Consider the following 17,863-nt stretch of genomic DNA (forward strand, 5'->3'; position numbering starts at 1 on the left):
GAGCGTTTGCGGACCGGGCCCCTCTGGCGATGGATATTATCCTCGTGATGTCGGACCGCATCGAGCACGCTCGATGTCATGCCCGGACCGGATCTCTCTTCTGCGAGACCGTGCGCGCGTTGCATCGAGCCAGATCATGCAACAGAGGTCAGACACTTGGAACTCCTGCTCATACTCTTTCTCGGCAAGCCACTCTGGATGTGGCTGCTATTCATCCTGTTGGTCGTTGCGCTTCTGGCCTTCGACCTCGGCGTTCTCAACAAGGACGACCATGAAATCGGCATCGCCGAAAGTCTCAAGCTTTCGGCGATGTATATCACCCTCGGGGTGCTCTTCTCCGGCTTCATCTACTGGCAGATGGACACCACGGCGACCGCCCAGTATCTCACGGCCTTCGTGGTCGAGAAAACGCTGGCGATGGACAATATCTTCGTCATTGCGCTGATCTTCAGCTTCTTCGCCATCCCGCGCGAATACCAGCATCGGGTTCTCTTCTGGGGCATTCTCGGCGTAATCCTGCTGCGCGGCATCATGATCGGCCTCGGCGCCACGATCGTCGATCAGTATCATTGGGTGCTCTATCTCTTCGCCGGCTTCCTGATCCTGACGGGCATCAAGATGCTGTTCGTCGCCGACAAGGAGCACAAGATCGAGGATAATGCCTTGATCCGCTTCCTGAAGCGTCGGTTGAACGTGACGGAAGAAACGCATGGTCACGACTTCTTTGTGAAGAAGCCGGATCCGGTAACGGGCAAGATCAGGCGCTTCGCAACGCCGCTCTTGCTGGCGCTGATCATGATCGAGATCGCCGACCTCGTCTTTGCGGTCGACTCGGTGCCGGCGGTGTTCACCATCACCACCGACCCCTATATCGTCTACACCTCGAACATCTTCGCGATCCTCGGCCTGCGCGCACTCTACTTCGCGCTGGATGCCATCCTGCACCGCTTCGCCTACCTGAAGTATGCGCTGTCGGTCCTCTTGATCTTCATCGGCTCGAAGATCTTCATCGCCTATGGCATGGGCTGGGAGAAGTTCCCGCCGGAATGGTCGCTGGGGATCACCTTCCTCATCCTCGGCGTTGGCGTTGCCTATTCGCTATGGAAGACGGGCGGTGGCTCCGATGGCACCGCGACCAAGGTCGTGGAAGCCAGGAACCCGGCCGAATAAGGCCGACATTCAGGATACCGGAAACGACGAATGGCCCCGCAAGGGGCCATTCTGTTGTGGGGGCGTCTCTTCAAATCGGCAGCCTCTTCGGCCAGCCGTCGATCACGCGCCGTCGAGCGGTTCGACGCCTGCAGGCTTGCCGGCGCGGTCGAGGCGGATCTTTTCAATGCGGTTTTCGGCGGCCGAGAGCAGCTGCTCGCAATGCTTCTTCAGAAGCTCGCCGCGCTCGTAGATGGCGATGGATTCGTCCAGCGCCACGTCGCCCCGTTCGAGGCGTGCCACGATGCTTTCGAGCTCGGCCACGGCCTTTTCGAAGGAATAGCCGGTGAGATCGGCGGGAGCGGTGGCGTCGGACATACTCAACCCTTCATCAGTCTCAGAATGTGCAGGCCCGCCGATTCGGCGAGGCCTTCCAGATCATAGCCGCCTTCGAGCAGGCTGACGACCCGGTTATGGGCGAAACGGTCTGCGACCTCCAGGAGCCTGCCCGTCGCCCAGTCGAAATCCTCGCCGACCAGATTGATCTGTGCCAGCGGATCGCGGTGATGCGCGTCGAAGCCGGCCGAGATCAGGATGAAGTCGGGCGAGAAATCGTTGAGCGCCGGCAGGACACGGCTCTTGAAGGCTTCGCGGAAATGATCAGAGCCGACATTGGGCGAGAGCGGCGCATTGACGATGTTGCGGTGCTTGCCGGTCTCGTCCTTGGCGCCTGTGCCCGGGTAAAGCGGCATCTGGTGGGTCGAGCAGAAAAGAACCGAGGGGTCGTCCCAGAAGATGTCCTGGGTGCCGTTGCCGTGGTGAACATCCCAATCGACGATCGCGACGCGCTCGACACCATAAGTCTTCTGGACATGGCGGGCGGCGATCGCCACCGTATTGAACAGGCAGAAACCCATGGCCTTCGACTTTTCGGCATGGTGGCCCGGCGGACGGCCCGCGACGAAGGCGTTGTCGGCCTTGCCGGTCATGACGTCGTCGACGGCGGCGATCGCCCCGCCGATGGCGGTCAGCGCGACCTGCAGGCTCTTCTGCGACGCATAGGTATCGGATTCGATCTGGTTGATGCGATCCTCTTCCTCGGGGATCTGCCGCATCACGGCGAAGAGATGCTCCTCGGGATGGGCGAGCGTGACGACGTCTTCGTTCGCCTGCTTCGCCTCGATCCGTTCCAGCCGAGCAAAGTTCGGATGCTCCAGCGCGATGTTGAGCGAGCGCAGCCGGTCGGCCCTTTCGGGGTGGCCTTCGGGCGTGTTGTGTTCGAGGAAGATCGGGTTCTCGTAAAGACGGGTGGCCATGGGGCATCCTTGCTGGGTCCGGTCGAACATAATGCGCTCGACGAGCATCTTCCACCTCGCATCCCGGTTTTACCCAGTCCACTTGTGCAGCGAGCCGATGACGGACACGGTTCGAGACCTTGTGAAGCCGCCTGCGATGCCGTTAGATGCCGCTAACACATGGAAAAACTCGGGGAAGAGCATGGATGAGATGGAACGTGTGGAGGTGAGCACGCTTGTTGTTGCCTATCGCGACATCGGTCCGACGGGCGAAATGCGCGCTTCAGCCTATGTGATCCATGCCGAGGAGGCCGTACGGCACTTCTGGCGCTATCGTCCGCCGCTCGAAGACGAGCCAGTTTACAGCCCGACCAAGCTCGAGGTCCGCCTGCACCAGCCGCTCCGCTTCGAGGACGAGGTCCGTATGGTCGTCCAGGTCGACAAGATCGGCGGCAAATCGGTGGGCTTCGAGGTCGCGATGGAGAAGGACGGCCAGACGGTGGCCGAGATCGATCTCACCTGGACGGCCCGCAGCGCCGAGAGCAACGAACCTGTCGCCCTGCCGGAAGACATAAGAGACTGGCTCTACAGATATGTGCGCTAGCACTTCGACCGGCTGACGACTGGCGGAACGCCAAAACGAACGAAGCCCCCCGGGCCCGAAACCGGGGGGCTTCCATTCTCTACAGACCTTGAGGAGGAGGACGGCCTGCAGTCTCGTGTCGGAGCGCGCTGCTTGGGAGGGAGGATCGCTTCGCGCCGGCCAGTGAACATTAGAATAGATTGCTTAATGCCTCACTAATGAAACTCTGAGGGGAGAAGGCACGAAGCTCTGCCGACCGGGCAATGGGCCATGCCACTGCTTCATGCCCTGCCCTGCGCCCGCCAAACGCGAAAAACACTTGCAGGCCGCGGCCACAAGCATCATTGACGGGGCATGAAAAAGCTTCCTGAACCCCAGCGCCTCGACCAGCTCCTGGTCGCCCTTGGCCTCTTCGCCAGCCGCTCCCGCTCCCGTGACGCCATCCAGCGTGGCACGGTGAAGATTGACGGCAAGGTGGTGTCGAAACCCAGCCTCGTTTTTGCCGCCACGCATCAGTTCGAAATCGACGATCCGGCCCAGGATTACGTCTCGCGCGCGGCGCTGAAACTCGACGCCGCGCTCGACCATTTCGGTCTTTCGCCGGAAGGGTGCCACTGCCTTGATGTCGGCGCATCCACTGGTGGCTTCACCGAGGTGCTGCTGAAGCGCGGCGCTGCCCATGTGACCGCGATCGATGTCGGCCACGATCAGATGCATCCGCGGCTTCTCAGCGATCCACGCGTCACCAATATCGAAGGGCTGAACGCGCGTTATCTGGAGCCCGACGATTACGACGATCAGCCCTTCGACTTCCTCGTTTCCGACGTTTCCTTCATCTCGTTGAAGCTGGCGCTGGCGCCGGCCCTCGACCAGGCCGAGCCAGGCGCGCATTGCCTGCTGCTCGTCAAGCCGCAATTCGAGGCAGGCCGCGAGGCGATCAGCAAGGCGGGCCTGCTGAAAGAGCCGGAGACGGCACCGCTGGTCGCAGCCGAACTGGAACGCTGGCTGACGGAAGACATGGGCTGGACAAGCCTCGGCCTCATCCCCTCCCCGATCGCAGGTGGCGACGGCAATGAGGAATTCATGCTCGCCGGCGTGAAGCCGCTCGATGTAGACGGCGGCGAGGATGAGGGACCTGGGGACGATCTGGATGACGAGCTTGGGGATGAAGGGGGCGAGGCATGAGCGCGGAAACCGTTACGATCGCGAGCCTCGGCGCCAAGGGCGACGGAGTGGCGCATGGTGCTGATGGTCCCGTCTTCGTGCCCTTCGCCCTGCCCGGCGAAACCGTCTCGATCGCAAAGGTGAAGAACGAGGGCACGATCATGTCCTTTGCCACCACCTCGCCCGATCGCGTTCAGCCCCCGTGCAAGCATTTCGGTCCTGACGGCGTCGGCGGTGTCTGCGGCGGCTGCTCGCTGCAACATGTGGCAAAACCCGCCTACAACGCCTTCAAGCGGCAGGTGCTGATCGATGCCCTGAAGTCGAAGGGGATCGAGGCGCCCGTCGGCGACATCTTCGAAGCTCATCCACACCAGCGCCGACGCCTTGTCTTCACGGTCCGGCGGCGGGAACAGGGTCTCGTCATGGGCTTCATGCAGGCAGAGACCCATCATGTCGTGCCGGTCGAGGAATGTCCGATCGCGTCGGACGGGCTGATCTCCCGCCTCGACGCAATCAAGATCATTGCCAATGCCGCCGGTGCGGAGCATTTCCGTGTCACGGTGACAGAGACCACGACTGGTCTCGATATCTCGCTCGACGGCCTGCGCGGCGGGCTTGGCGACCAGGAGCGGCGCGCGGTCACCAATGCTGTCGTCAAGCTCAAGGGCATCGCACGCGTTTCGGCCAATGGCGAGATCGTCATCGAGCCGCACAAGCCGCTACTCGACTTTGCCGGCGCCCGTGTGGTGCTGCCGCCGGGCGGCTTCACCCAGGCGACGCATGAGGCGGAAGAACACATGGCGGCACTCGCCCGCGCCCATATCGGCAAGGCGAAGAAGGTCGTGGATCTCTTTGCCGGCGTCGGCACTTTTGCGCTGAGGCTCGCCCGCGCCTCCTCCGTGCTCGCGGTCGAATCCGACGAGAAGGCGGTGAAGTCGCTCGATTTTGCCGCGCGCAACACGCAAGGACTGAAGCCAGTCACCGTGGAGAAGCGCGATCTTTTCCGTCGCCCGTTGATGACCTCCGAATTCAAGGGTTTCGATGCCGTGCTCTTCGATCCGCCGCGGGCGGGTGCCGAGGTGCAATGTGCGGAACTGGCGAAAAGCCAAGTGAAGAAGATCGTGGCGATCAGCTGCAATCCGCTGACGCTCGCCCGCGACCTCTCGATCCTGATCGCCGGCGGCTACCGCGTCGACCATGTGACGCCGATCGACCAGTTCCTCTGGTCGCCGCATGTCGAGGCTGTCGCGACACTCAGCAAGGGATGAACGAGGCCATACATCCTCCACGCTGATATCGTGGAGGATGGTTGATCGCGGGTTTACCCCCTCGCTAACACTTAGTTAAAATGCAACCAAAGATATTTCTTATAAAGCTATTGCTCGTTTAACGATATTGTGCGATCTTTTGATCTCCAGTGCAGTTTTTGCCAACCCATGCGGTTGATTGGAGGAATCCCATGTCAGAAGTTGCGATGCACGGACACGGCGTCCGTGGGATGAACCGTGCCGCATTGCAGGCGCTTGCCGGCAATGCTGACCCTGGAAAATTCGGACGCATGTTTCCAACGCTCACCGCGATGGAAGCCGATGAAGACGATCTCTTCGACCTTGCCGAAGCGATGAAAGACAAGGTCGATGCGCAGGGGAACACCGATCCTGCGGGCGACAATCCCAACATTCCCGCCGGCTTCACCTATCTCGGGCAGTTCGTCGATCACGACATCACGCTCGACACGACACCGCTCGAGCAGCAGCAGGCAGACCCGCTGGCGACCAGCAATTTCAGGACGCCGGCGCTGGATCTGGATTCCCTTTATGGGGACGGACCCGGCATCCATCCCTATCTCTACGATCGAGACCCGGCGACCCATCGCGTCATCGAACGGTTCTTGATCGGCAAGACGTCGGAATCACCCGACAAGGCCGGAAACACCATTCCGGGTTTCAAGAACGACCTGCCGCGCAATCAAGTCGGGCATGCGCTGATTTTCGACGAGCGGAACGACGAGAATCTGCTGGTGGCGCAATTCCACCTGCTGATGCTGAAGTTTCACAACAAGGTGGTCGAGAGCCTAGAGGCCTCGCAGCCAGGCCTCAGAGGGTCGGCGCTCTTTCGCGAAGCACGGCGCATCGTGACCTGGCATTATCAATGGATCGTGCTGTTCGATTTCGTCGAGCGCCTCACGGAGCCGGGGCTCGTCCGCAAGATCAAGCAGAACGGGCGCCGCTTCTACCGTTTCCGCAGCCGACCCTACATGCCGGCGGAATTCGCGGCGGCCGCCTATCGGCTCGGACATTCCATGGTCCGGCAGACCTACAATCACAACCGGGTGTTCAATCCCGGCCCCGACGCTATCGTGGATGGGACGCTAAAGCTCTTGTTCAACTTCACCGGCAAGTCCGGCCAGATCGTCGGCGAACTCGTCGACCAAGGCGCCGCCAATACCGGTGGCGGTCCCGGCCCACTCAAGGATCTGCCATCGAACTGGATCATCGACTGGCGGCGGTTCTTCGATCTCGACACGCCGCCCGAACCCAATTTCGTGCTCAATGCGTCGAGAAGGCTCGATCCCTTCATCGTGCCGGAACTGCACACGCTACCGGGTCTGCGACCTGAGACGGACAAGACGGCCGCCCGCGACTTCGTGCTGCCCTTCCGCAACTTGAAGCGCGGGGTGCAGATCGGACTGCCATCTGCACAGGACGTCTGTCGGGCCATGGGGATCGTGCCGCTGAAACCGTCCGAGATCGCCACGGGACCGGACGGCGCTGTCGCCGCCAGGCATGGCTTCCACAAGAAGACGCCGCTCTGGTACTACGTGCTGAAGGAGGCCGAGCACCACCACAAGGGGCTTCGCCTCGGACCGATGGGATCGACGATCGTGGCGGAGACCTTTCTCGGCCTCGTGCATGGCGATCACGATTCCTTCCTGTGGCGGCAGTCGAACTGGGTGCCCCATCTACCGAGTGCTGCGCCCGGCCATTTCACCGTGGCCGATCTCCTGCGCTTCGTTGACGAGATCAATCCGATCGGGTGAGCAGCCCTCGGGTCAGTATGTGTAGAGCGTGCCGGAGCCGGTGACATTTGCGCAGCGGCAGCGGCCACCGACCCGACCGGGCTTGGCGGGGCAGGAAACCTGCCCGCCACCGCCGACGCTGCCGGACTGGTCGACGACGCAGACATAGCGCTGCGGGCGTACCGGCCGACTTTGTCTGGGCGTGTTCTGGGTTTCGCTGATCACGTCGTTGGAATCATTGACCTGAACAACGGATGCACCGCCGGTCGAGATGGTATCGGCAACCGATACGGTGACGCTGAGGAAAAGGCTGAGTGCGACAAAAAACAAACGCAACATGATGACCTCTGAGGGGTTCTCGAATTTCTGCCGGCCGCGTCCACACCGGTCGTGTGGTCTGAATACCGAACGCCGGAAACAGGACATGGTTGCAGACAGTAGTGGCAAAGACTGAACACAGGCTGAACCAATCCTAAACTCGGAAACGGGAAACGGCGCCACGAGGGCGCCGTTTCGATTGTGTCGCGATATGCGTTCCGGTCAGGCGGCGCGGCGATGGCCTGACGACTGACCGGAGGCGCGGTCGTCGATGCGGAACTGGTTGAGCAGTGCCGTGAGCGCTGCCGCTTCCTGGGCGAGACCGTGGCTGGCCGCCGTCTGTTCCTCGACCATGGCGGCGTTCTGCTGGGTGCCCTGGTCCATGGTGTTGACGGCGGTGTTGATCTCCTGCAGGCCGGTCGACTGTTCGCGCGAAGCGGTGACGATGGCGTTGACGTGGCCATTGATCTCCTGGACCTCGCGGACGATCACATCGAGCGCCTTGCCGGTCTCGTTGACGAGCTCGACACCGTGTTTGACCTGGTTGCCCGAGGCGCTGATCAGGGTCTTGATCTCCTTCGCAGCGTTTGCCGAGCGCTGTGCGAGTTCACGGACTTCCTGCGCAACCACGGCAAAACCCTTGCCGGCTTCCCCGGCACGCGCGGCTTCGACACCGGCGTTCAAGGCGAGCAGGTTGGTCTGGAAGGCGATCTCGTCGATCACACCGATGATGTTGGAGATCTCGCCGGAGGACTTCTCGATACCCTGCATGGCATCGACGGCCTTTTCGACGATCTCGCCGGACTTTTCGGCGCCGGCACGGGCGCGGGTCACCAATTGGCCGACTTCCTCGGCGCGGCGGGCGCTGTCCTTCACCGTGGTCGTGATCTCTTCCAGGGCGGCAGCCGTCTCTTCGACCGAGGCTGCCTGCTGCTCGGTGCGGCGGGCGAGATTGTCGGCAGAGGAGCGGATCTCGGTGGCACCATTGTCGATCGCGCGGGCGTTGCGGCCGACGGTGGCGAGCGCATCATGCAGTTTTTCGACGGAAGCATTGAAGTCGACACGCAGGCGGTCCAGGTCACCGGCGAACGGCGTCTCGATGCGCGAGACGAGGTCGCCGTCTGCCAGACGACCGAGGCCGTCGGCGAGCGAATGCACGGCGAAGGAAACCTGCTCGGCTTCCCGCGTCCTGGCGGCTTCGCGCTCGCGGCGCTCCTGTTCGGTCATGGTGCGGGTTTCATCCGCCTCCCGGGCCAGACGGCCACGCTCGATGATATTGTCACGGAAGACGGCGACAGCTGCTGCCATCTGGCCGATCTCATCCTTGCGGGCCGTGCCGGGGATCTCGGCCGAGACATCACCACCGGCGAGCTTGCCCATGACGCCGGTCATGTCGACGACCGGACGGACGACGAGGCGCGACAGCAGCATGGCGAGCACGCCGATCATGGCGACGACGCCGACGAGGGTCGCGACAGCGGCCGCGGTGCGGAACTCGCCGATCGCGGCGAAGGCGAGGTCGCGGTCGATCTGAACGCCGAGATACCAGTCGTCCCGCGGCAAGCCCTTGATCGGCAGGAAGGAGACGAGGACATTGGCATCGGCGAAGGTGGTTTCGGCGATGCCGGCGCCGATGGCCGGAGTGTTGGTCGGGAAGGCGTCGTTCAGCGTCTTGGTGACGAGGTTGCCGTCACGATGGACGAGGATGGTGCCGTCCTGCTTGACGAGGAAGGCAGAGCCCTTGCCGCCCATGTCGACGGAATTGATCATGGCGACCAGCGAGGTCAGCGCAAAATCAGAAGCCGCGACACCGTAGAGCTTGCCGTCCTTCTTGACCGGGATGGCGGCACTGATGATCAGGTTGCCGGTCGAGGCGTCGGCATAGGGGTCGGTCAACACCATCTTGTCGGCCTTGACGGCGTCCTGGTACCACGGGCGCTTGCGCGGGTCATAGCCTTCCGGCAGCGGCTGGTTGGGAACGCTGGTGAAGACGCCCTGCTCGTCACCGACATAGGTCGACATGAATTCGCGGATAAGGACCGGGTTGTCGAAGGCGGCGATGATGGCAGCTGCATCGGGCGCCTTGGCGGCGGCATTGCCGGCAAGCTCGGTCAGCATGACGCGGGCGCCCAGCCAGTTGGCGATGCTCTGCGAGGCCTGGAGACCGGAGCTGTCGATTTCGCTCTTGACGGCGGCGCTCGTTGCGTCGCGCTGCAGGCTATCGATGTAGAAGGAGAAACCGGAGAGGGCGGCGACCACCACGAGGGAGGCGACGACCAGGATCTTGGTCATCAGGTTGGAACTGGTCTTCACGGATAAGGTCCTGCAAAATCTCTCGCTGCCACGGGGCGCGGGACGTCATGGGGCATTGGGGGATCACAACACCATCATGGTGTGGAAGCGGCGGATTTGCCGCTTCATCACAAATATCCAGCAGAATTTAATGGGTACTTAAGCGAAACCCGAAAAATAAGTAGGCCTCACATACGGGCGACGGTTTTATCCGCGGCCCTTCATGAAGGCCTCGAAGGCCGCGCGGGCTTCTGCGCTTTTCAGCTGGGCGACGAAATGCACGAGCTCTTCCTGCATGCGGGCGCGCACCTCGTCCGGGCTGCCCTTGACCAGCGCGCGAGCGATCTTCATTGCGGCCGGGGGCTTGGAGGCCAGCGACGAGGCGATCTTCAAAGTTTCGGCCTCAACCTGATCGGGAGAAACGACCTTCCAGATGAGACCTGCCTCGCGGGCCTGTTCGGCGGAGAAGCCTTCGCTGGCGGCGAGCATGGCAAAGGCGCGCTGGTGGCCCATGATGCGGGGCGCAATCAGGCTGGAGGCGGCTTCGGGAACGAGCGCCAGATCGACGAAGGGTGTCTTGAACAGGCTGCGGTCGGAGGCAACCGTCAGGTCGCAATGCATGTGCAGCGTCGTGCCGATGCCGATGGCGAGACCATCGACGCCCGAAACCAGCGGCTTGGTGACTTCGGTCAGTGTCTTCAGAAGACCGAAGGCGGCGGGTTCGCCCACCGCGCCGGCCATGGCGAAGCCGAGGAAATCGGCCATGTCATTGCCGGCGGAGAAGCAACCTTCGGTGCCGAGGAAGACGATGGCGCGGATCGCGTCGTCCTGCTCGCCCTCCAGCAGACCTGCGGTCAGCTTCTGGTACATGGCTTGCGTGATCGCGTTCTTCTTGTCCGGGCGGTTGAAGCGCAGGACGAGGACGCCGGGATGGGCTTCCGGGCGGGTGATTTCAATGTGGTCGGTCATCTCGGCTTCCTCGGGTGGTCCCCACCCTCCCCTTGAGGGGGAGGGTCGGAGCGCAGCTCCGGGGTGGGGTGAACAACGACATATGCTGGTTTTGGCAGGGTCACCCCCACCCGCCGCTTTGCGGCGACCTCCCCCCTCAAGGGGGAGGTGGGGCGTCAAGCAAACAGAGCGCGTGCCGCTTCCAGGCTCGCCGCACCATTAACGACACGATCCTTGAGAGCCGCCGTCTCGGCGATCAGGTTCTCGGCGGCGAAGCGGCACAGCGCCAGGCGGTTATCGCGGCCGTGATCCTCGTCGGCGAGCGCGCCCTTGGCGAGGTACACGCCGGTCAAAGCGAGGCCGAAGAGACGCTGGTAGGGTGTGGCACCTGCGAGCGCTGCAGAGGCATTGCCGGCGGCCAGTTGCGAGAGCAGCCATTCGGTGGCGTCTTCGAGATCCGACAGGCTCGCATCGAGGCGCTTGGCGGTTTCGCCGAAGCCTTCGAGATTGGAGGCGCGCACGGCGTTGACCACCTGCTTCAGCTCGGTGATGTACCCACGGACATGGTTGCCATTGGAGAGCGGCAGCTTGCGGGTGACGAGGTCGGCGGCCTGGATGCCGTTGGTGCCCTCATAGATCGGGGCGATGCGGCTGTCGCGCCAGTAGCGGGCAGCCCCCGTTTCCTCGATGAAGCCCATACCGCCATGGGTCTGGATGCCGAGCGAGGCGACATCGACGCCGGCGTCGGTGGCGAAGCTTTTCGCGATCGGGGTGAGCAGGGCTGCACGCTCGGCCCAATGGCGGACTTCATCGCCGTCTGCATGGTGGCTCATGTCGGTCGCGTGGGCGCAGACATAGCAGATGGCGCGGGAGCCTTGCGTCAGCGCCTTCATCGTCACCAGCATGCGGGCAACATCCGGATGCTCGATGATCGGCGACATGCCGGAGCCAGTCCAGCCCGGGGCTTTGCCTTGCGTGCGGTCCTTGGCATATTGCACGGCCTTCTGGGTGGCAGCCTCGCAGATGGCGACGCCCTGCATGCCGACCGCGAGGCGGGCATTGTTCATCATGGTGAACATGCAGGCGAGGCCCTTGTTCTCCTCGCCGATCAACCAGCCGATGGCACCGGCTTCATCACCATACTTGCCGTCGCCATAGATCATGGTGCAGGTCGGCGAGCCGTGGATGCCGAGCTTGTGCTCGAGCGAATGGCAGTGGAGATCGTTGCGGGCGCCGATCGAGCCGTCGTCGTTCACAAGGTACTTGGGCACGAGGAAGAGCGAGATACCGCGGGTGCCGGCCGGCGCATCGGGCAGCCGCGCGAGAACGAGATGGATGATGTTCTCGGTGATCTCGTGTTCGCCCCAGGTGATGTAGATCTTCTGGCCGAAAATGCGGTAGGTGCCATCGTCACGGCGCTCGGCACGCGACTTCATCACGCCGAGATCGGAGCCTGCATGCGGCTCCGTCAGGTTCATGGTGCCGGTCCATTCGCCGGACACCATCTTCGGCAGGTACTTCGCCTTCAAATCCTCGGAGCCGTGGGCGGTGACGGCGTCGACGGCACCCATGGTGAGCGTCGGTCCCAGCGCAAAGCCCACGGAGCCGGAATTCCACATTTCGAGGGCGGCGACGTTGAGCATATGGGGAAGCCCCTGCCCGCCGAAGTCTTCCGACGCGGTCAGAGAGTTCCAGCCGCCTTCGGCCCAGGCGCGATAGAGATTGTCCCAGCCGTCAGGCACGATCACCTTGCCGTCGACCATGCGGGCGCCCTGCCTGTCACCGATCTCGGCGAGCGGGGCGACCTCGTCGCTTGCAAAACGGCCGGCTTCGGAGAGGATGGCGTCGACGAGGTCGTCGCTCAGTTCGCCCAGCTTGCCGTCTTCAATGGCCTTGGAAAGGCCGGCGACGTGTTTCAGGGTGAACGCGATTTCTTCTACAGGCGCCTGGTACATGACGTTCTCCTCCAACTGGCGTATGCTCTTGGCCACGCCCAGTCTCCACCCAGGAAGCGCGGCACATTCTTCATTCTGGCTAATTGATTTTTACGTAAACGTCAAATCTTTTGCATGTGGCAGGAGGTCTCGCCCACGGGTCGGGATTGGCGCCCGGGACGCGAGAGGACGTGACACCTGAACAAACTTTCGGGAGCGCGGACGGGGACCGCCGGGCGCCGACGGTATCCCAGGTCGGGCAAGGCGATTGCGAACAAGGACTTGAACCGGCGAGGCTCGTTTCGCTTGGGCATCCGCGAACATGACAGCTTGCTGAACCACTTGCATGGCCCTGATTTCGTCACATCACTGTTACCCATGCTGGCTAGTCCGAAGGTCGACTTCAACCGCAAGGAGGCTTCGCGATGACCGAAACCAACACCAATCACCTGTCCTGGGACGAATGGGACGAACTGCACAATCCGCCGCCGGCTGTGACGGATTTCGACCGCGTGGTCGAACGCGCCGTTTCCCGCCGCGGTTTCCTCGGGATTCTGGCCATGGGCTCCGCTGCTGCCGCCATGGGCAGCGTCGGCAATCTGATGTCCTCCACATCTGCCGTCGCACAGGAAGCTGCTTCGCGCTTCCCGTTCAAGCCGATCGCGGCCCAGATGGACGCGACCGTGCATGTACCGGAAGGCTATAGCTGGAAGCCGCTTGCCAAGTGGGGCCAGCCGCTGTTTTCGACCGCCTCCGACATCGATCCGATGAAGGGTGTTTCGCTCGAGAATTCGGACAAGGTCTTCGGTGAAAACACCGACGGCATGGAAGCCTTTGCGATCGGCAATCATCAGGTGATCGCGGTCAACCACGAATACGTCAACAACGAAACCAACCTGCCGCACGCGCCGGAAGGCATGCCGCAGTCGATGGACGACGTGAAGATCCTGCAAAACATGCAGGGCGTCACCGTCATGGAAGTGACCGAAGGCGCAGACGGTTGGCAGATCGTCGTCGACAGCCCGTTCAACCGCCGCATCCATCACAACACGCCGATGAAACTCTCTGGCCCCGCTGCCGGCTCTGAGCTGGTCAAGACCGCTGCTGATCCTGCCGGTGTCGACTGTCTCGGGACCTTCAACAACTGCGGCGCCGGCAAGACGCCGTGGGGCACCTATCTGACCTGCGAAGAAAACTTCAACGGCTATTTCGGCTCGACCGATGCCGCATTCGCCATGCCCGAGGATTACAAGCGTTACGGTATCGTCGCCGAGACCCGCTATGGCTACGAGAAGTTCGACGAGCGCTTCGACGTTTCGAAGAACCCGAACGAGCCGCGTCGCGCCGGTTACGTCGTCGAGATCGATCCGTCGGATGCCTCCTCGACCCCGATCAAGCGCACCGCACTCGGCCGCATCAAGCATGAGAACGCCGCTGTGGTCGTGGCTCGTGATGGCCGCGTTGTCGTCTATATGGGCGACGACGAGCGTGGCGAGTTCCTCTACAAGTTCGTCTCCAACGGGATCTATGTCCCGGGTGGCGACACCTCCAAGCTGCTCGACGAAGGCACGCTCTACGTCGCCAAGTTCTCCGACGAAGGCACCGGCGAATGGCTGGCGCTGACGGAAGAAACGACGGCCATGAAGATGGACGAGATCTGCGTCTTCACCCGACAGGCTGCTTCCAAGGTCGGTGCGACCACCATGGACCGTCCGGAATGGGTCGCGGTCAACCCGGTTGCCATCGAAGCCTATTGCGCGCTGACCAACAATTCGAACCGCGCCGTGCTCAAGGACGGCAAGATGCGGACGAATGCCGGTGGCGACGTGATGGATCTCAATGCCGTCAACCCGCGTGAAGGCAACGAGTTCGGCCAGATCGTGCGCTGGTATCCTGAGAATGACGACCATGCCGACGGCAAGTTCAAGTGGGACCTGTTCGTCATGGCCGGCAATCCCGATGTGCACAAGGACGGTCCCTATGCCGGCTCGTCCAACATCAATTCCGGCAACATGTTCAACTCGCCCGATGGCATGATGTTCGATTCGACCGGTCTGCTCTGGATCCAGACGGACGGTGAAGATTCGAACGAAGGCGATTTCGTCGGCCAGGGCAACAACCAGATGCTCGCAGGCGATCCGGCAACGGGCCGCATCGAGCGCTTCCTCACCGGCCCGAAGGGCGGCGAAGTGACCGGCATGACCTGGTCTTCCGACAAGCGCACCATGTTCGTCGGCATCCAGCATCCCTCCGCTCCGTTCCCGGATGGCGAAGGAAAGCTGCCGCGTTCGACGATCGTCGCCGTCAAGCATGACGACAATGCGCTGATCGGCTGACCTTGGAGATCGGCAGGGCGGGACGACCGCCCTGCCCTTCCAGCAAACGGAAAGGCCGCCGACCGGGGATACCGGCGGCGGCCTTTCTCATTTCAGATGATGGTCGGATCAGGCGGCGAGGCGCTGGGCGTTGAGCGGGATCTCGACGTCGATCTCCAGGATCGAGACGTCGCCGTCGCGGTCCATCTTGATCTCGACCTTGTCGCGGTCGAATTCGACATGCTTGGCGATCACGGCGAGGATCTCCTCGCGCAGGATGGCAACCAGGTCGCTTTCCAGCGAGGCCCGTTCATGGGCGAGCAAGACCTGCAGTCGCTCGCGCGCCATAGGGGCGGAACGCTGCTTGCGGAACAGGGAGAAAATGCTCATGCGGCCCTCCGCGCGAAAATCTTGTCGAAGAGGCCACGCTTCTCGCCAGGAATGGTGATCGGAACGGTTTCGCCGGCGAGACGACGGGCGGCGTCGAAATAGGCGAGTGCAGGCGCACTGCGGGCATCGGCCAGAGTGACCGGGGCGCCGATGTTGGAGGCGCGCAGCACGTCCATGCTTTCCGGGATGATGCCGAGAAGCGGGATCGACAGGATCTCCAGCACGTCGTCCACCTTCAGCATGTCGCCGCGCTGGGCGCGGGCGGCATCATAGCGGGTGAGCAGGAGGAACTTCTCCATGCGCTCGCCGCGTTCGGCTTTCAGCGTCTTGGAGTCGAGCAGACCGATGATGCGGTCCGAGTCACGCACCGAGGAGACTTCCGGATTGGTGACGACGACGGCCATATCGGCGTGGCGCATGGCGAGTGTTGCCCCACGTTCGATGCCGGCCGGGCTGTCGCAGATGATCCAGTCGAAATACTTCTTCAACTCGTTGATGACCTGCTCGACGCCTTCGGCGGTCAGGTTGTCCTTGTCGCGGGTCTGCGAGGCGGGCAGCAGGAACAAGGTTTCCAGCCGCTTGTCGCGGATCAGCGCCTGGGGCAGCTTGGCGTCGCCCTGGATGACATTGACCAAATCGTAGACGACGCGGCGCTCGGCGCCCATCACCAGATCGAGATTGCGGAGACCGACGTCGAAATCGACGACGACGACCTTTTCGTTGCGCTGCGCGAGCGCGGCACCCAGAGCGGCCGTCGACGTCGTCTTGCCGACGCCGCCCTTGCCCGATGTCACAACAATCACCTTGCCCATGTTGTTCTCCTGTCTATCCCCGCTCAAGTTCATGTCATTCTTTCTGTCATGATCGCATCCCCCTCCAGCCAAAGCTGGACGGGATGCCCCTTCAGTTCTGGATCCATGTCGTCGGTCATCGCGTAGACACCGTCGATTGCCACCAGCTCGGATTCGAACTTACGACAGAAGATCCTTGCGTCGGCATTGCCAACGCATCCGGCGAGCGCCCTGCCGCGCAGCGCGCCGTAGATATGGACGGAGCCGCCGGCAATCACTTCGGCGCCCGACTGGACCGAACCGATGACGGTGACATCACCCTGTGTGTAGATGACCGACTGACCAGAGCGGATCGTTTCGCGCACGATCATGGACGGGGCCGAGACCGGGCTCTGCTGCACTGTTACCTGCGGCGCTGCCTGCTCGACGGGCTTCTTCTCCGTCTTGCCCTTGGCCTTCGCAGCCGTCGTATCCGGCAGCTCGTCGCGTGGCACCTCGTAGTCGGCCGCCGGTTTGCCGCCCTTGAGTTGCGGCGGCATGCCCGGCTCGACCAACGACGGGCGGCCGCCCTCGATGCCCATAATCGAAACATTGCGCGCCGCGAGTTCGGCAATCAATGCCTTCAGCTGCGGACGGTCGATCTCGATGTCAGAGACGTCGAGGACCACGGGTCGACCGAGGAAGAAACCGGCAGACCGGGCCGCCAGATCGTCGAGCCGGAGAATCCAGTCGTCGAACGGCGGGTCCGGCGTCAGGACGACGGCCAGGAAGGATCTTCCCTTGATGCGGATGGAGCGAGGTTCGGTTAGCACTTTGGTCATCTACGTAAACAAATCGTTGATGAAAGAAGTACGGCCGATTTGGTTAACAAATGGTTAACGCGGCGAATTTGCCGTTAGGAAACAGGCGGATCGCGGACACAAAAAAGCCGCCCGCAGCAAAGGCCGGGGCGGCTTGATGTTAACCCTTTCCAGTTCCCCAAGGGAAGCCGGGCCGGCTAAAACCGATCAATAGTAAGGTGACAGGCACTGCTGGCGAGGGCCGTTATACGGCTGGAAGGTGTTCGAACGGCCGTCATAGGACCGATAACGGGCCTGGCACCAGTCGTAGTGGCGCGGGTTCAAGCCGGCTGCGCGCGGCGCTACCGGACGCGGCTGGGCAATCGCACCGCCGATGATAGCGCCGGCTGCAAAGGCTGCGAGCGGATACCAATAGCCATTGTGGTAGCGGTGGCCCGCGCGACGATCACGATAGCCGCGATGGCCGTTCCAGTAGCGGGCGCGCTCGTAACGATCGATCCGGCGATCGATACGGCGTTCGACGCGACGGTCGAATCGACGCTCGTAGCGGTCTCGATACTGCACGGTGGTGGCATCTGTCGTGGCCGCGATCGGCGCGACCGGGCGGATGACCTGAGCCTGGGCCGGGATCGTACCGGTAATGGCCATGATCGACGCGAGTGCGGCGACGGCGGTCGTCTTCAATGCAGTCATCATGATGTTTCTCCCTGCATGTTTCTTCGGGTCGACAGAAGCGGGCGAAACCCGGTCCTTGACCTTGGAGCTTAAGTTAGTGAAACCAGCCTGAACTCAAAATTAACATGCCGTTCATGCCCGGACTCTGCACGTAACGGTTTCGTGACCACTCCCGTGCGCAAGTGCCCGT

At 62.4% G+C, this 17,863-nt stretch carries 16 protein-coding genes; 6 read left to right on the top strand and 10 right to left on the bottom strand.

Annotated features, from left to right (window positions below):
• Positions 1-198: 198 nt before the first annotated feature.
• Positions 199-1,170, top strand: coding sequence for a TerC family protein (locus E9677_RS00650; protein WP_205910106.1), 972 nt, complete (start codon positions 199-201; stop codon positions 1,168-1,170).
• A gap of 102 nt (positions 1,171-1,272) precedes the next feature.
• Here the strand turns inward: E9677_RS00650 and E9677_RS00655 are convergent, their stop codons facing one another.
• The gene (locus E9677_RS00655) at positions 1,273-1,527 is read right to left on the bottom strand and encodes an exodeoxyribonuclease VII small subunit (protein ID WP_136556178.1); all 255 of its coding nucleotides are present in this window, start codon (positions 1,525-1,527) and stop codon (positions 1,273-1,275) included.
• Between the two features lie 2 nt (positions 1,528-1,529).
• Positions 1,530-2,465 (bottom strand): histone deacetylase family protein, encoded by a 936-nt coding sequence (locus E9677_RS00660; RefSeq protein WP_136556179.1) that lies wholly within the window; start codon positions 2,463-2,465, stop codon positions 1,530-1,532.
• Between the two features lie 181 nt (positions 2,466-2,646).
• Between E9677_RS00660 and E9677_RS00665 the strand changes: the two genes are divergently transcribed.
• The 4 genes from E9677_RS00665 (at position 2,647) to E9677_RS00680 (ending at position 7,231) form a co-directional block, all read left to right on the top strand.
• On the top strand, positions 2,647-3,048 hold the full coding sequence (locus tag E9677_RS00665) for an acyl-CoA thioesterase (protein ID WP_136556180.1): 402 nt from the start codon (positions 2,647-2,649) through the stop codon (positions 3,046-3,048).
• A 333-nt stretch (positions 3,049-3,381) separates the two neighbouring features.
• Positions 3,382-4,212, top strand: a complete 831-nt coding sequence (locus E9677_RS00670) for a TlyA family RNA methyltransferase (protein ID WP_136556181.1) — start codon at positions 3,382-3,384, stop codon at positions 4,210-4,212.
• Positions 4,209-5,459, top strand: a complete 1,251-nt coding sequence (locus E9677_RS00675; RefSeq protein WP_136556182.1) for a class I SAM-dependent RNA methyltransferase — start codon at positions 4,209-4,211, stop codon at positions 5,457-5,459. Before E9677_RS00670 ends, E9677_RS00675 begins: the two co-directional genes overlap by 4 nt.
• A gap of 191 nt (positions 5,460-5,650) precedes the next feature.
• Positions 5,651-7,231, top strand: coding sequence for a peroxidase family protein (locus E9677_RS00680; RefSeq protein WP_136556183.1), 1,581 nt, complete (start codon positions 5,651-5,653; stop codon positions 7,229-7,231).
• Between the two features lie 12 nt (positions 7,232-7,243).
• On the opposite strand, the gene E9677_RS00685 is transcribed toward E9677_RS00680, so the two are convergent.
• The 4 genes from E9677_RS00685 to E9677_RS00700 form a co-directional block, all read right to left on the bottom strand.
• A complete protein-coding gene (locus E9677_RS00685) occupies positions 7,244-7,549 on the bottom strand; it encodes a hypothetical protein (protein ID WP_136556184.1) in 306 nt (101 codons plus the stop codon).
• Between the two features lie 201 nt (positions 7,550-7,750).
• Positions 7,751-9,841: a methyl-accepting chemotaxis protein McpU gene (mcpU, locus tag E9677_RS00690; protein WP_136556185.1), complete on the bottom strand. Its 2,091-nt coding sequence runs from the start codon at positions 9,839-9,841 to the stop codon at positions 7,751-7,753.
• A 186-nt stretch (positions 9,842-10,027) separates the two neighbouring features.
• Entirely contained in the window at positions 10,028-10,789 is a 762-nt protein-coding gene (locus E9677_RS00695; protein ID WP_136556186.1) for a crotonase/enoyl-CoA hydratase family protein, read from the bottom strand.
• Positions 10,790-10,944: 155 nt separating this feature from the next.
• Positions 10,945-12,723: an acyl-CoA dehydrogenase gene (locus E9677_RS00700; protein WP_136557142.1), complete on the bottom strand. Its 1,779-nt coding sequence runs from the start codon at positions 12,721-12,723 to the stop codon at positions 10,945-10,947.
• Between the two features lie 404 nt (positions 12,724-13,127).
• Between E9677_RS00700 and E9677_RS00705 the strand changes: the two genes are divergently transcribed.
• Positions 13,128-15,038, top strand: coding sequence for a PhoX family protein (locus E9677_RS00705; RefSeq protein ID WP_136556187.1), 1,911 nt, complete (start codon positions 13,128-13,130; stop codon positions 15,036-15,038).
• 108 nt (positions 15,039-15,146) lie between these two features.
• On the opposite strand, the gene minE is transcribed toward E9677_RS00705, so the two are convergent.
• The 4 genes from minE to E9677_RS00725 form a co-directional block, all read right to left on the bottom strand.
• On the bottom strand, positions 15,147-15,407 hold the full coding sequence (minE, locus tag E9677_RS00710; RefSeq protein WP_136556188.1) for a cell division topological specificity factor MinE: 261 nt from the start codon (positions 15,405-15,407) through the stop codon (positions 15,147-15,149).
• Positions 15,404-16,219, bottom strand: coding sequence for a septum site-determining protein MinD (gene minD, locus E9677_RS00715; RefSeq protein WP_112241683.1), 816 nt, complete (start codon positions 16,217-16,219; stop codon positions 15,404-15,406). Before minD ends, minE begins: the two co-directional genes overlap by 4 nt.
• Positions 16,220-16,248: 29 nt before the next feature.
• Positions 16,249-17,019, bottom strand: a complete 771-nt coding sequence (gene minC, locus E9677_RS00720) for a septum site-determining protein MinC (RefSeq protein WP_136556189.1) — start codon at positions 17,017-17,019, stop codon at positions 16,249-16,251.
• A gap of 186 nt (positions 17,020-17,205) precedes the next feature.
• Positions 17,206-17,694, bottom strand: coding sequence for a BA14K family protein (locus tag E9677_RS00725; protein ID WP_136556190.1), 489 nt, complete (start codon positions 17,692-17,694; stop codon positions 17,206-17,208).
• Positions 17,695-17,863: the final 169 nt, after the last annotated feature.

It is taken from the genome of Peteryoungia rhizophila, assembly GCF_004912145.1.
GTDB lineage: Bacteria > Pseudomonadota > Alphaproteobacteria > Rhizobiales > Rhizobiaceae > Allorhizobium > Allorhizobium rhizophilum.

Coding starts and splice junctions, on each gene's coding strand:
- E9677_RS00725 (WP_136556190.1), bottom strand. CDS start 17,694: ATGATGACTGCATTGAAGACGACCGCCGTCGCCGCACTCGCGTCGATC.
- E9677_RS00655 (WP_136556178.1), bottom strand. CDS start 1,527: ATGTCCGACGCCACCGCTCCCGCCGATCTCACCGGCTATTCCTTCGAA.
- E9677_RS00700 (WP_136557142.1), bottom strand. CDS start 12,723: ATGTACCAGGCGCCTGTAGAAGAAATCGCGTTCACCCTGAAACACGTC.
- minE (WP_136556188.1), bottom strand. CDS start 15,407: ATGAGCATTTTCTCCCTGTTCCGCAAGCAGCGTTCCGCCCCTATGGCG.
- E9677_RS00665 (WP_136556180.1), top strand. CDS start 2,647: ATGGATGAGATGGAACGTGTGGAGGTGAGCACGCTTGTTGTTGCCTAT.
- minD (WP_112241683.1), bottom strand. CDS start 16,219: ATGGGCAAGGTGATTGTTGTGACATCGGGCAAGGGCGGCGTCGGCAAG.
- E9677_RS00675 (WP_136556182.1), top strand. CDS start 4,209: ATGAGCGCGGAAACCGTTACGATCGCGAGCCTCGGCGCCAAGGGCGAC.
- E9677_RS00695 (WP_136556186.1), bottom strand. CDS start 10,789: ATGACCGACCACATTGAAATCACCCGCCCGGAAGCCCATCCCGGCGTC.
- E9677_RS00660 (WP_136556179.1), bottom strand. CDS start 2,465: ATGGCCACCCGTCTTTACGAGAACCCGATCTTCCTCGAACACAACACG.
- E9677_RS00685 (WP_136556184.1), bottom strand. CDS start 7,549: ATGTTGCGTTTGTTTTTTGTCGCACTCAGCCTTTTCCTCAGCGTCACC.
- E9677_RS00680 (WP_136556183.1), top strand. CDS start 5,651: ATGTCAGAAGTTGCGATGCACGGACACGGCGTCCGTGGGATGAACCGT.
- E9677_RS00705 (WP_136556187.1), top strand. CDS start 13,128: ATGACCGAAACCAACACCAATCACCTGTCCTGGGACGAATGGGACGAA.
- E9677_RS00650 (WP_205910106.1), top strand. CDS start 199: ATGTGGCTGCTATTCATCCTGTTGGTCGTTGCGCTTCTGGCCTTCGAC.
- E9677_RS00670 (WP_136556181.1), top strand. CDS start 3,382: ATGAAAAAGCTTCCTGAACCCCAGCGCCTCGACCAGCTCCTGGTCGCC.
- minC (WP_136556189.1), bottom strand. CDS start 17,019: ATGACCAAAGTGCTAACCGAACCTCGCTCCATCCGCATCAAGGGAAGA.